Source organism: Blautia luti, assembly GCF_013304735.1.
In the GTDB taxonomy this organism is placed as follows: Bacteria; Bacillota; Clostridia; order Lachnospirales; family Lachnospiraceae; genus Blautia_A.
This window is the reverse complement of the sequence record NZ_JAAITI010000012.1, coordinates 10,080-24,577: the sequence shown is the minus strand read 5'-3', so window position 1 is coordinate 24,577 and position 14,498 is coordinate 10,080. Positions and strand designations below refer to the sequence as shown.

11 protein-coding genes are annotated in these 14,498 nt (G+C 46.0%); 2 read left to right on the top strand and 9 right to left on the bottom strand.

The features are described from left to right. Positions 1–17: 17 nt before the first annotated feature. The 4 genes from G5B06_RS08420 to G5B06_RS08405 all read right to left on the bottom strand — a co-directional run bounded on the left by G5B06_RS08420 (position 18) and on the right by G5B06_RS08405 (position 4,980). Positions 18–1,967 (bottom strand): NAD(+) synthase, encoded by a 1,950-nt coding sequence (locus tag G5B06_RS08420; RefSeq protein WP_148444832.1) that lies wholly within the window; start codon positions 1,965–1,967, stop codon positions 18–20. 19 nt (positions 1,968–1,986) lie between these two features. After that, complete coding sequence (hslO, locus tag G5B06_RS08415) at positions 1,987–2,868, bottom strand: Hsp33 family molecular chaperone HslO (RefSeq protein ID WP_148444833.1); 882 nt, start codon at positions 2,866–2,868, stop codon at positions 1,987–1,989. Between the two features lie 18 nt (positions 2,869–2,886). Further along, complete coding sequence (locus tag G5B06_RS08410) at positions 2,887–3,660, bottom strand: class I SAM-dependent DNA methyltransferase (protein ID WP_148444834.1); 774 nt, start codon at positions 3,658–3,660, stop codon at positions 2,887–2,889. 180 nt (positions 3,661–3,840) lie between these two features. Beyond that, positions 3,841–4,980, bottom strand: a complete 1,140-nt coding sequence (locus G5B06_RS08405) for a hypothetical protein (RefSeq protein WP_173771744.1) — start codon at positions 4,978–4,980, stop codon at positions 3,841–3,843. A 401-nt stretch (positions 4,981–5,381) separates the two neighbouring features. Here G5B06_RS08405 and G5B06_RS08400 point away from each other — a divergent pair, with 401 nt between their 5' ends. Next, the gene (locus G5B06_RS08400; RefSeq protein WP_148444835.1) at positions 5,382–5,939 is read left to right on the top strand and encodes an ECF transporter S component; all 558 of its coding nucleotides are present in this window, start codon (positions 5,382–5,384) and stop codon (positions 5,937–5,939) included. 28 nt (positions 5,940–5,967) lie between these two features. Then, positions 5,968–7,098, top strand: coding sequence for a pyridoxal-phosphate-dependent aminotransferase family protein (locus tag G5B06_RS08395; protein WP_148444836.1), 1,131 nt, complete (start codon positions 5,968–5,970; stop codon positions 7,096–7,098). A gap of 107 nt (positions 7,099–7,205) precedes the next feature. On the opposite strand, the gene G5B06_RS08390 is transcribed toward G5B06_RS08395, so the two are convergent. From G5B06_RS08390 to G5B06_RS08370, 5 genes are all read right to left on the bottom strand, one after another. Beyond that, positions 7,206–9,341, bottom strand: coding sequence for a HelD family protein (locus G5B06_RS08390; protein ID WP_173771742.1), 2,136 nt, complete (start codon positions 9,339–9,341; stop codon positions 7,206–7,208). 5 nt (positions 9,342–9,346) lie between these two features. Then, positions 9,347–9,667 carry a putative heavy metal-binding protein gene (locus G5B06_RS08385; RefSeq protein ID WP_021977063.1) on the bottom strand — a complete coding sequence of 107 codons (321 nt, stop codon included), beginning with the start codon at positions 9,665–9,667 and terminating at the stop codon, positions 9,347–9,349. Between the two features lie 189 nt (positions 9,668–9,856). Then, positions 9,857–11,695: an ABC transporter ATP-binding protein gene (locus G5B06_RS08380; RefSeq protein WP_148444838.1), complete on the bottom strand. Its 1,839-nt coding sequence runs from the start codon at positions 11,693–11,695 to the stop codon at positions 9,857–9,859. Further along, positions 11,692–13,854, bottom strand: a complete 2,163-nt coding sequence (locus tag G5B06_RS08375; RefSeq protein WP_173762548.1) for an ABC transporter ATP-binding protein — start codon at positions 13,852–13,854, stop codon at positions 11,692–11,694. The genes G5B06_RS08380 and G5B06_RS08375 overlap by 4 nt, the downstream gene beginning before the upstream one ends. Continuing rightward, positions 13,847–14,386: a MarR family winged helix-turn-helix transcriptional regulator gene (locus tag G5B06_RS08370; RefSeq protein WP_244092677.1), complete on the bottom strand. Its 540-nt coding sequence runs from the start codon at positions 14,384–14,386 to the stop codon at positions 13,847–13,849. Before G5B06_RS08370 ends, G5B06_RS08375 begins: the two co-directional genes overlap by 8 nt. Positions 14,387–14,498: the final 112 nt, after the last annotated feature.

Here is a 14,498-nt window from a genome sequence, read left to right as displayed (position 1 = left end):
CGCTTTTCTTTTTACTTTCAGATTTCAATCTTCTCCAACACATCCTGCCAGATTCTTGCACTGGCATCACTTGGCATTCTTAAGTCTCCTCTTGGAGAAAGCGCCACACTACCTACCTTCGGACCATCCGGCAGGCAGGAACGCTTAAACTGCTGGGCAAAAAATCTCCGGTAGAAGGTTTTCAGCCATTTCAGTATCGTCTCTTTATCATAAATTCCCTCAAAAGTCAGGCAGGCAAGCCGATAAATTTTATCCGGTGTAAATCCTGCACGCAGCATATAATACAGATAAAAATCATGAAGCTCATAAGGTCCTACCAGATCCTCGGTCTTCTGAGCGATTTTACCATCTTTTGGTGGCAGAAGCTCCGGGCTGACCGGAGTATCCAGGATATCCAGAAGAACCTCTTTCAGTTCCTCATCCCCGCAGGTATCCGCATAATAACGTACCAGATGACGTACCAGTGTTTTCGGGACAGAAGCATTCACACCATACATGGACATGTGATCACCATTGTAGGTTGCCCACCCCAGAGCCAGCTCGGAAAGATCTCCCGTTCCCACAAGAACTCCACCTTCCTTGTTTGCCGTATCCATCAGGATCTGGGTACGCTCACGTGCCTGACTGTTCTCATAAGTCACATCGTGGATGTCCGGATCATGTCCGATATCCCGGAAGTGTACATTTACCGCCTCTTTAATATTCACCTCAGTAAGTTTTGCACCAAGGCAGCAACTTAACTTACATGCATTCTGATAGGTTCTGTCTGTTGTTCCAAAGCATGGCATGGTCACACAGTGGATCTGCTCTCTCGGCATTCCCATCCGGTCAAAAGCACGGGCCATTACAAGAAGCGCCAGGGTAGAATCCAGTCCGCCGGAAAGCCCTACCACCGCACTCTTGCTGTGGATATGTTCCATACGTTTCTTAAGTCCCATGGCCTGAATATTCAGGATTTCCTCGCAACGCTCATCACGTTCTTCCTTCACAGACGGAACGAATGGATACTGGGGATACGTTCTGGTAAGTTCGGTTTCTTCCTCTTCTACGGAAAAACCAACTCTTGTATGGCTGCAGGTGGAAACCGCCGGATACGTGGACATTCTTCTTCTCTCATCGGCCAGTCTCTGTACATCGATCTCACTGTAGATGATACCATTTTCAAAACGTCTGCTTTCCGCAAGCATGGAGCCATTTTCCGCGATCATATTCTGTCCGCCAAACACAAGATCCTGGGTGGACTCGCCCTCTCCTGCGCTTGCATAAATATATCCGCAGATCAGCCGTGCAGACTGCCCGCTTACCAGAGTTCTCCGGTAAGAATCTTTCCCTACCATCTCATCGCTGGCAGAAAGATTGACGATAATATGGGCGCCGTTGATGGCATGACGGATACTTGGCGGTGCCGGAACCCAGAGATCCTCACAAAGCTCTGCCGCAACAGTGAATTCCGGAAATTCCTCACACTCAAAGATCAGGTCTGTTCCAAAAGGAATCTCATCCCAGAATTCATCTTCCTCATTTTTCACGCCCTTCAGGAAGTCCACAAATTCCACATCTTCTTCCTCTGCACCGGCAAACTGTCTCTGCTCATAAAACTCGTTATAATTAGGAATATGGGTCTTCGGCACAAAGCCCACGATACGGCCATGATTCAGGGCAGCTGCCACATTATAAAGCTTGCCTCTGTGACGCAGCGGAAGTCCCACAAAGATCAGGGCATCCGTCTCTTTTGTCTCGTCTGCAATATGCAGAAGTTCATCCCACGCGCTGTCCAGAAGACATCTCTGGAGAAAAAGATCGTGGCAGGTATATCCTGTGATACAGAATTCCGGAAATACCATCAGCTTGACATGCTCTTTTTCCATTTCGTGAATGGCTTTCAGGATCTCCTCCCCGTTTGCCTTGCAGTCTGCAACGGTAACTCTCGGCGTTGCTGCTGCCACCTTGATAAAACCATGCTTCATTTTTTCTTCCTCCTGCGGCTTATCGCTTGCACTCTCTTATGATTCTCTTAAGATCTTCCACTGTAAAATTATAATTTTTATTGCAGAAATGACAGTTCATCTCAATGTCCTTGCCTTCCTGGATCATCTCGTTGAGCTCTTTTCTTCCAATGCTGATCAGCGCCTTTTCCACACGTTCTCTGCAACAGTTGCAGTGGAACTGTGTGGGCAGTGTATCATTGATCTCGATGTCAAAACCTTCCAGTACTTTCTCAAGAAGACTTTCCGGTGTATGGCCCTGCTCCAAAAGGCTGGTAACAGAATCGATCTTTGATACGTTTTCCTCAAGCTTTGCGATCACTTCTTCCTCTGCAAACGGCATCAGCTGCACAATAAAGCCGCCGGCCTGACGGACCGTATTATCCTTATTCATCAGCACACCCAGTCCTACTGCAGACGGAACCTGCTCACTGGTGGCAAAATAATAGGTAAGGTCTTCCGCAATCTCACTAGTCTGAAGTGCAACCTGACCCACATACGGCTCTTTCAGTCCCATATCTTTGATCACATCCATAAAACCTACACCCACAGCTCCCGCAACATCCAGTTTGCCTTTGCTGTTTGCTGGAATACATACATCCGGATTTCCTACATAACCTTTTACATTTCCGTGAGAATCTGCAGTTACCGTAATCCCCTGCAGCGGTCCGCCTGCGTGGATACGAAGTGTAAGAAGATCTTTTTCCCCTTTCATCATCGCTCCCATCATGGCTCCGCCGGTAAGGAGACGTCCCAGTGCCGCTGTTGCCACCGGGCTGGTATTATGATTCTGTCTCGCTGTCTCCACCATATCTGTTGTCACAGCCGCAAATGCACGGATCTGGCTGTTTGCCGCTGTTGCTCTTACAATATAATCACTCATATAAAAAAATTTCCTCCTTTATTTCTCTTCTGCCGAAATTCCCTTGCCATGTTCTCTTGCCACAAAAGTCAGCCTTCCACTGTCTGGCTTCGGTGCATCCTTGGTGTATGCATCATAAACTGCCAGCGGAATCAGTCCCGCCTTTTCAAGCAGTTCCCGGATTTTTTCCGGCTCGTAGGCCTTCTGGTAATGAATCTCCTCGTCTCTCTCATAAAGACCGTCTTCTCTTGGAAGAAACAGAGTCAGGTCATAAACGTTGATCCCTGTCTCCTCGTCAAATTCATTTTCCCAGATAAAGCTTCCCTCTTCCCGGTTCTCCGCAATGGTAGTATTTCCAAGCATTTCCCGGTATTTATACGGGGTGTTCATATCAAATATAAAAATTCCATCCGGATCAAGATAATTATTCACCAGCTTAAATACGGTAAGCAGATCTTCTTCCTCTGTAATATAATTCATACAGTCACAGACGCTAACGATAGCACGTACTGTTCCATAAAGTTCAAACTCCCGCATATCCTGCTCCAGGTAAAGGATCTCATGGCCGGACTCTGCCCTTTTTTCCATGGCCTCGCCCAGCATTTCCTCGGAATTATCCACGCCGATCATATCATAACCGGACTCTGCCAGAAGTTCCGTCATCACTCCGGTCCCGCAGCCAAGTTCCAGCACGATCCCCTCTTCAATTCCGTATTCCTTAAGGCTTCCGATCAGATATTCCGCCCATTTTTCATATTCCACATTGTCCATGAAGATATCATAAACTCTGGCAAAATCGCTGTATGCTTCCATAAAAACCTCCAAATATTTTCCGGGCGTTTCATCGCCCGCAGCGTTCACATTATATCATGTCTTCCTGCATAAGTATACGCCTCTGACATAATATGGTACAAAAAATCCGGGACCGCAGCCACATAAGCTGTGATCCCGGAACTCTTATTTAACCGAATACTATTGGGACTGATTCAGGCTTTACTGTACAGGCATATAGTATACATCTGCTGCCTCTCCATGCCAGTAGAAACTTGTTCCATCCTCTTCATATACATCACAGTCATACTGAGAAGAGAAGGTGAAACGGTTTCCTTCGTTATCCATCCATGCACCGTTTCCGTCCGGAACGATAACACGTGGTTTACCATCGGAGTTTCTGTAAATAGTTCTTGTCTCATCGGTGTTGCTGAGCTGCTCATCTGTAAATCCACCATTTACGATAGCCCCTGAAGAACTTCCATCGGAAGATGTACTTCCGTCAGAAGAACCGTCAGACGTTGTTCCATCTGCTGTGCCGCTTCCATCTGTGGATGATCCGTCCGCTGCTGCACTTCCATCAGAAGAGGTGCTTGCATCGGAAGCTGCTGTTCCGTCAGAAGAAGTTCCATCTGCTGCAGTACCATCAGAAGATGCACTTCCGTCAGAAGAAGCTGCTGCATCGCCTGTACCTGCAGTCTTGGCTGCGGAACCACTTGCCGCACTCTTCAGCGTGGAATCTCCGAGGATTGCAAAGCTGTCCACAGACTCCTGTACCTTCTTCAGAGCATCCTCTGTTTTAACAGAAGCCACAATGCTGTAGTACTCGCTGTCATTTACAAAATATTTATTGATGGCATATACATAACCATCACTCTTGGTTGTATCTTTGTATTTTACGGTGTAGGAATAGATATTGATTCCATCTTTCTGGTCTGACTTATAATCCTGGATCTCAAAATCAGTTCCATTGACCATGTTCTCTGCCTGTGTCATGGAAACGGCCATATCCTGTGAATTCGGGATTACCGCAGACTCCAGATCTGCACCAGAACCGTGAAGGATCAGAATCTTACCCTGATCCGGAGACTCAAAGCTTAACATATCTGTCTCATCGGATTTATTAGCCCAGGTTGCATCCGGAAGCTTAATCGCTACGGATTTATCCTTGGATGTGTAGGTTGTGTTCTGTGCATCTGCCGCAACAGTTTGTGTAGCTGTCGCTTTCTTCGCAGGTGTAGGAGTAGGAGTAGACTCCACAACCACGCTGTCCTCTTTTCCACCTCCGAAACTACATGCAGTCATGACACCAGAGAGAGCAACAGTCATAGCTAAAAGTGCGATAAATTTTTTATTCTTCATAGTATCCTCCTCATAATCATCATCAGTCACAAAGTGTGTCCGGAATATTCACTCCTGAACACACTCTTTGCTACATTTTACGATTTTATTACAACTTTGTCAATTGATTTCTCCCTGTACTTTATGAATATCCCGTAAACAAATATCCTGTTCCGTACAGACTTTTTCCTATATTATAATCTCCCCAGATGTGCCTATCTTATTCCATTCCATATCAGATTCTGTATTTCCGGTTTTACGTCTCCGATACGGAATTTCTGTTTTCTTTTAATCTGTCCCTCTTTTTTTTTCGATAATTGTATCTTTATTCGTATACACTCATGTTGTAAAGTATATCCAACCAAAAACATATGAAAAGAGGACATCTATATAAAGATGTTTTCGGGAAAGGATTCATAACTATGGAAAAAGCAGTTCAGACATCTCAGGGAACTGATCAGGAGCTTTCATCTGTTCAGTTTCTCACCATCACAGCCGTATTTGTTGCACTGACTTATATCTTCACAGCATTTATTAATGTCAAGCTTCCAATTGCAGCCAACGGCGGACTGATCCACCTTGGAAATGTACCGCTCTTCATCGGTGCCATTTTATTTGGAAAGAAAACCGGAGCCATCGCAGGCGGAATCGGAATGGGCTTGTTCGACCTTCTCTCCGGTTGGACACTTTGGGCACCATTTACTCTTATCATTGTAGGCATTATGGGATTCACCGTAGGTAAGATCACAGAAGACCACAAACATCAGAACATGAAATGGTATGTGATCGCCATCGCCGCAGCCTGCGCGATCAAGGTTGTCGGCTACTACATCGCAGAAGTTATCATCTATGGAAACCCGCTGGCACCGGTATCTTCCATTCCTGGAAACCTGGTACAGATCGGAGTTGCAGCAGTTATCGTTCTCGTAGTGATCACACCATTAAACCTTGCAGCAAAAAAAACCGGATTAAAAAAATAAATAACCAAAGAAAACAAGAGGTGAGTTTATGTATAAGATCATGACACCAGGACCTACACAGGTCGCAGAAAACGTCCGTCTGGCAAGAAGCCTGGAATGCACCAACCCGGATCTGGACGAAGATTTTGTCGAATTTTATAAAGAAACCTGCGAGAAGATCAGTTCTCTTCTCCACACCTCCAATGAAACCCTCATCTTAAGTGGTGAGGGTATTCTTGGTCTGGAGGCTGCCATCGCTTCCATGACTGAGCCTGGAGATAAGGTTCTCGTTCTCGACAATGGTATCTATGGAAAAGGCTTTGCCGATTTTGTTTCCATGTACGGAGGCAAACCGGAACTTTATACCCGAGATTACCGGAATACCCTCGATGTGAAGGAACTGGAAGATTTTCTTGCAGATAACCATGACTACAAATATGCAACCGTAGTTCACGGCGATACTCCAAGTGGTATGCTCAACGATGTCGCTGCCATCTGTCCCCTTCTTAAAAAATATGGAATCCTTACCGTTGTAGATTCTGTCTCTGCTTCTTTCGGCGAACCACTGAACATTGATGCATGTCAGATTGATATCATGTGCGGCGGATCACAGAAAGTGGTATCCGCACCTCCGGGACTTACCTTTGTTGTAGTCAGCAGCGATGCAAAGAAGGCAATGACTGAAAGAAAGACACCCATTGCTTCTTTCTACGCAAATCTCACAACCTTTGCACATTATTATGAAGAAAAATGGTTTCCATATACCATGCCGATCAGCGATATCTATGGCCTGCGGGCTGCTATTGACAACATTGCCGATGATCCCGGGATCCTTACACGCCATGCCAAAATCGCCGCAGCCTCCCGAAAGGCCATTACAGGAGCCGGACTTAAGCTGTATCTCCACAGCGGCTATTCCAGCACTGTAACTGTTTTTGAAGTTCCGGAATGCACCACAGCCGCTGCGATCCTGGACGGAGTCAAAAAAGACTACAACATCATGCTTGCAGGTTCTTTCGACGTTCTCGCAGGCAAGGTCATCCGCATCGGCCACATGGGAAACAATGCAACTTTCTACAATGTACGTGAAGTTTTCCATGCTCTGGACGGAACCTTACGAAAACTGGGTGTTGCACTTACCGGATCTATGGAAGAGATCTTCTGTGAAAACATGAAATAAAACAGCTCTATTATATCTTTTGATTCTTTATCAAAAAAATCATCAAAAAAACGCTGTAAAAGGACTCTTGCACCACGATTTCCCTTTACAGCGTTTTCTGTTACTTTCTATTCTGTTATTTCATACATATACAATTCATGAAGCGCTCTGGTTGCCGCAATATACCTTGCTCTCTGCACGATGGGACTTCGGTCTGCCCCCGGAAATACCGAAAATACCTGGTCAAATTCCAGTCCTTTTGCCATATAAAAGGTGGTAACCGTAAGACCTTTTTTGAAGTTTGTACTGTCTCTGTGAAGCAGGGACAGCCGCTCCTTTGTATCAAATCCTTCTGCTTCCAGTTTTTTCTGAAGGATATAGTATGCTTCTCTTGCCTCATCTGCAGTTCTCGTTATCACCGCTGCTGTCTCGTAAGAAAATTCTTCCTGGCCTTCCGCACCGGCTGTCTCCATATCTGCCATTTCCATTCTGTCTGCTTCAGCTTCCGTCACTGCCTGCTTCTCCAGTTTCAGTTCCTTCACCACGCGCTCCAATGCCTCGATAAGCCCCGGAAATTCTTTTTCCTCCACCGGTTTTCCATGACGCTCAAACAGTTCCACTTCTGTGATCCCGGCAAGCTGATTTGCATAAGAAGCGATCTCAATAGTGTTACGGTAGCTCTTGTTCATCACGATCCTGCGGATATCTTTTCCAAAGATCTTCGGAAGGAATGTGAGTACATCCTGCTGATCCCCGTCCATGGTCTGCTCCCGGTCTCCAAGGATCGTCATCTTACATTTAAAAAGCTTCTGGATGATCAGATACTGGATCCTGGAATAATCCTGCATCTCATCTACGATCAGGTGACGGACACCACTGTCCTCCTGCTGGGTTTCCAACCGGTATTTCAGATACAGGATCGGATACACATCCTCATAACGAAGCTTTCTCTTTTCATACTGTACCTGTGGAAGCGCCGGAAATCCTTCCTGTCTCAGGAAACGGTTGTACAGAACATAAAGGTCTCTCGTCTCGTACATCCGGTAAAAACGGCTCTTCACTGCCTCCCGCTCTTCCTCCGGAAGGTCAAATCCCTTCAGCGTTTCCACCTCATCAATGAAATACTCCGCCACTGCATCCATTCTGGAAAGCAGCGGGATATCCATAAATTTAAAGTAAAAGAGCTCGATGATCTCCTGTTCTTTTTTGACTACACCACGATGTTCCACATCCCGGAAATTCATAAGGCTGTCTTCCAGTTCTACCAGATACCCTTCCATGCGGTCCAGAAAATCCCGGGACTGTTTTTCCTTCAGAAGTTTCTCATCGCACGATCCTGCGATCTGTCGCTCGATCAGATCATAGCGGTCTTCGCAGTCTGACACTGTATTTTTCAGTCTCTTATAGGCAAAAAGATCAAAGCTCATCTCCCGGATATTCTCTTCTCCAAGCTCCGGCAGAATATGGGAAATATAATCCGAGAACACTCCGTTGGGTGAAAGCACCAGCACAGAAGAAGATTTCAGATTTTTCCTGTCATGATAGAGAAGATAGGCGATCCTGTGCAGGGCGATGGATGTCTTGCCGCTTCCTGCAGCTCCCTGGATCACCATGATCCGGTCCGAAGTGTTTCGGATAATGGCATTCTGCTCTTTCTGAATGGTGCGGATAATGTTTTTCAGCTGTACATCTCCGTTACTTCCAAGCTCTGCCTTCAGGATCTCATCATCGATCTTCACATCACTTTCAAACTCATAGATCATTTTTCCACCACGGATCTTATACTGCCACTTGGCAGCAATGTCTCCATGGATTTCCCCCAGAGGTGCCTGATAGGATGCCGGCCCTTTGTCAAAATCATAGAACAGTCCGGACACCGGTGCTCTCCAGTCATAGATCAGTGGAAGGCCACCGTTTTCCTCCGCAAGGTTTGCAATTCCGATATAAAAGATCTCGGGCTCATAGTCGCCCTCATAACAGAAATCTACTCTTCCAAAAAATGGAGAATCCATCATTTTCCGGAACCTGCGGCGCAGCTCGATCTTCTCATTGCTTGCATTGATCTCATGGAGAAGTGCCTGCTGGTTATCAAAGTTCTCATAGCCGTACTGATCCATCTCTGTGTAGTTTTCCCAGTAGTACTCGTGCATCCCTTCGATTTCTTTCTGACCTGCTTCTATGGAATCATTCAGCTGAGTGATCCGGTGACGCAGAGTTTCTGTCACATGTGTAAGATATTCCCGTCCGTTTTTTACTGCTGCCATACGCCTTAATCCACCACTACCGCTGTTCCGCTTGCTGTAACCATCAGCATGCCATTGTCTGCGCCAAGCACCTCATAATCGATATCCACACCGATCACTGCGTTGGCTCCCATTGCTGCCGCGCGCTGCTCCAGCTCTTTCAGTGCCTCTTCTCTGGCTTTCTGAAGCTCTTCCTCATATCCGGCACTTCTTCCGCCGAAAAAATTCCGAAGACCTGCGCCAAGGTCCTTGATAACATTCACTCCTGTGATCACTTCTCCAAATGCGATTCCTTTATATTCACGGATTGCTCTTCCCTCTACCGATGGTGTTGTTGTTATGATCATGGTAAATCCTCCCGTTTCTTTCATTTTTTATAGATACTCCGGAGCCTTTTTTGAAAGCCCTGTTTCAGAGTCCTTACTACAGAATTATACCTGAAAGCGGAACGGATGTATAGAGTAAAAAAGCGAAGCGGACGTTCGGAATCCGCTTCGCTCTTTTTTTATATAATAACACTTTGTCTTTCTATCAGCTTATGCCTGTGCCTCTTTTTTCTCGAACTGACTGTTATAAAGATCCGCATAAAATCCTTTTCGTGCCAGCAGTTCTTCATGATTGCCCTGTTCAATAATATCTCCGTCTTTCATAACCAGGATCAGATCAGCATCCTTAATGGTGGAAAGTCTGTGGGCAATGACAAAGCTGGTTCTGCCCTTCATCAGGTTATCCATGGCCTTCTGGATCTGCATCTCGGTTCTGGTATCTACGGAAGATGTGGCCTCATCCAGGATCAGGATCTTATTGTCCGCCAGGATCGCCCTTGCAATGGTGAGCAGCTGCTTCTGGCCCTGGGAAACGTTGCTGGTCTCCTCATCCAGAACCATCTGATAGCCGCCAGGCTGCTGCATGATAAAGTTGTGGATATGAGCCGCTTTTGCAGCTGCGATCACCTCTTCATCGGTTGCATCCAGTCTTCCGTAACGGATATTTTCCATAATGGTTCCGGAGAACAGCCAGGTATCCTGCAGCACCATTCCAAACATCTCACGGAGATTACTGCGGTTGAAATTACGGACATCATGACCGTCAACCTTGATACTTCCGCCGTTTACATCATAGAAACGCATCAGAAGTTTGACCATGGTTGTCTTTCCGGCACCGGTCGGTCCTACGATAGCGATCTTCTGACCGTCATGCACATCCGCGGAAAAATCATTTACAATGATCTTATCCGGGTTGTAGCCGAATTTTACATGCTCAAACTGTACATTTCCTTCCAGTCCCTCAATAGAATCCGGATTCTCCGGCTGAAGTTCTTCCTCCGGCTCCTCAAGAAATTCAAATACCCGCTCAGAAGCTGCCGCGGAAGACTGCAGAAGGTTTGTAACCTGTGCGATCTGCTGGATCGGCTGTGTAAAGTTACGGATGTACTGGAAAAAGGACTGAATATCTCCAACCTCAATGGTTCCCCTGATGGCAAAAACGCCTCCAAGAAGTGCCACCATCACATAGCCAAGGTTTCCTACAAACTGCATGATCGGCATCATCATTCCGGAAAAGAACTGGGATTTCCATGCAGACTCATAAAGCTTCTGATTATCACGCTCAAATTCTTTGAGCACGTCCTGTTCTTTATTGAACACTCTTACTACATCATGACCACCGAAGTTCTCCTCTACCTGGCCGTTTACTTTTCCAAGATACTCCTGCTGTGCCTGGAAATATTTCTGTGAATGTTTCATCACCTTGTTGATGATAAACATGGAAATCGGCAGGATCAGAAGTGCTGCCAGAGTCATCCACACATTGATGGAAAGCATCATGATAAATACACCGATCAATGTGGTTACGGATGTGATCAGCTGGGTCATACTCTGGTTGATACTCATCTGCAGGGTATCCACATCGTTTGTCACCCTGGAAAGGATCTCACCGTTTGTCCGGCTCTCGAAATAATTCATTGGCAGACGGTTGATCTTCTTTGAGATATCTTTTCGGAGATTGTACGTGACATCATTGGAAATCCCCGTCATGACAAAACCCTGGATCAGGGAAAAGCATGCACTTGCCACATACAATCCCAACGTCCACAGAAGGATCATTCCGATCTTGTCAAAATCAATTCCGCCTGTACCATTTACCTTGGCAACCAGGCCTTTATACAGCTCTGTAGTGGCTTTTCCAAGGATCTTCGGACCTGCAATATTAAAAGCAGTTCCTGCCACTGCAAAGATAAACATCAGGATAAAACGGAATTTATATCTGCCCATATAGCCAAAGAGCTTTTTCATGGAGCCTTTGAAGTCCTTGGCCTTCTCTGTTGGCTGCATTCCGTGTCCGCCCATCGGGCCTCTTCTTCTCTGCTGACTCATGCCAATTCCTCCTCTGATAACTGACTCATAGCAATCTGGCGATATACCTCGCAGGATTTCATCAGCTCCTTATGGCTTCCGATCCCTGCCATATGTCCATCGTCCAGTACAAGGATCTTATCTGCATTTAAGATCGTACTGATACGCTGTGCCACGATAATGGTTGTTGCTTCTTTTGTATGTTCTTTCAGCGCTTTCCGAAGTGTACTGTCTGTTTTGAAATCCAGTGCGGAAAAGCTGTCATCAAAGATAAAGATCTCCGGATCTTTTGCGATAGCTCTGGCAATGGAAAGTCTCTGCTTCTGACCACCGGAAACATTGCTTCCGCCCTGTGCGATCGGAGATCCATAGCCCTCCGGTTTTGTGTCGATAAACTCCGTAGCCTGTGCAACCTCTGCTGCTTTTTTCACCGCGTCTTCTGAGATTTCTGTCTTACCGTAGCGGATATTGGAATCAATGGTTCCTGAGAAAAGCACGCCCTTCTGCGGAACATATCCGATCCTGTCACGGACATCTTTCTGTGTCATTTCCCGGACATCCACACCGTCTACTTTTACAGATCCTTCTGTTGCATCATAGAAACGTGGAATCAGGTTGATCAGCGTACTCTTACCGCTTCCGGTGCTTCCGATGATTGCCACGGTCTCGCCACGTTCTGCCTTAAAGGAAATATCTGTAATAACATTCTCTCCTGCTTCCGGATAAGCAAAACTTACATGATCGAATTCCACTGTACCTTTCACATTCTCAGAAGGCTGTACCGGATTCTCCGGATCATGAACACTTACTTCTGTTTCCAGCACCTCATTGATACGACGTGCAGATACATTTGCTCTTGGAAGCATAATGGACATGGCTGTGATCATCAAAAATGACATGATGATCTGCATTGCATACTGGATAAACGCCATTACATCACCAACCTGCATGCTTCCGCTGTCTACCGCATAAGAACCGCTGTAGATGGTTAGTACGGAAACTGCGTTCATGATCAGCATCATCACCGGCATCATAAATGTCATACAACGGTTTACAAAGAGGTTTGTCTTCGTCAGAGTGATATTTGCATCCTCAAAACGCTCCTCCTCATGTTTTTCACGGCTGAATGCACGGATAACCGGAATACCGGTAAGGATTTCTCTTGTTACCAGGTTCAGCTTATCTACCATGGTCTGCAGGGCTGTAAATTTCGGCATTGCGATCCTGAACAGCATTGCCATAAATGCCATGATCAGTACAATGGCCACCCCAAGGATCCATGTCATGGAGGAATCTCTCTGAAGCACGCGGATCACACCACCGATTCCAAGGATCGGCGCGTAAAGCACGATACGGAACATCATAGCCATTACCTGCTGGATCTGCTGGATATCGTTCGTGCATCGTGTGATCAGGGATGCTGTTGAAAACTTATGGTACTCTCTGCTGGAAAAACCTATGACTTTGTTATAAACCAGTCCACGGAGATCATGTCCCATAGATGCAGCAACTCTGGACGAAAGAAATACCACACATACTGCAGCCATCATAGTGACCAGTGCCATCAGCACCATGCGGATACCTGTTGCTTTCATGTAATCCATCTGTATGGCATCCACATCTTCACCCATAGCTTCATATTCTGCACGAACATAGGAAACACCTGCCTGTGTGATGATGGATTCCTGCATCTTGTCGATCTTTTCTCCGACCTGCTCCTTCACAGCAGCCAGAGCCTCTGCAGGCATCTGAGAAAGAGCCGCCAGTGGATCAGTCCCTTCCGGGATTCCCATTTTTGCAAGAGCTGCCTTTGATTCCTCACTGTCGGACGTCAGAGTAGAAACAATCACCATCGGTTTGCCGAAGATATCGTTGAGTTCTTCTCTGTCTTCTTTGGAGATTTTATCCTTTAATACCAGATCATCTCCCTCTTCCTCATAAAATCCATCCACAGTTTTCGCATCATCCTCTTCCATAAACAGCTTCAGACTGTCCATGGACGTCTTTCTGATCTTCTCAGGAACACTGTCTTCAATACCGTTCTGCTGAATTCCCACATTAATGATATTTGATGTGTAATTCGGCAGAGACAGATCACAGTATGCCTGAAGAAAAAGAAGCGCAATGATGAGTACGATGTAACCTGCAGATCGTTTCAGATATTTCATCAGTTTAATCACGTTTCTGTTCCTTCCTTTCTGTCATGTCCTCCAGCTGAAGCTTTTCTATGGCTTCCTCCGGCTGGATCTTTTCGATATTTACAAGGATCTGCTCCAGAAATCTCCGAAGCAGGCACTGTTCCGCCTCACTGAAGCCTTCCATCATCACAGCCTCATTTTTATGGATCCGTTCCAGTGCTTTTGCCTTGATTTCCTTTCCCTTTTCTGTCATGTAGATCCTGGTCACACGCTGGTCCTTTTCATCCGGTTTCTTATAAAGAAAACCTGCTTTCTCCAGTCTCTGTATCGATACATTTACCGTAGGCGGCTTGATATGCAGGATCTTTGCCAGCTCCCTCTGACTTAAGCCATCCTTCTTGGCAACAAGTCCCAGAACCGGGATCTGTCCCGGATAAATGCCAAGTTCCTGCATCTGTCCAAAACATTTCGTCATAAAGTGACGGTCCACCTTCATAAACAGAGATAAAAAACTGCTCTGCTTCTCTTTCTCATCGTCCTCCTCACAAAACACTCTGTCACTCCCTTCCTCCATCAGAACTTCTGCTTTTTATTTCTTATCTTTCAGGCAGAAGTATCTTTTTTGATTAGTCGGCTAACTATATATAATATATATCTGCACAAAAAATGCAACTGGTTTTTGTGAA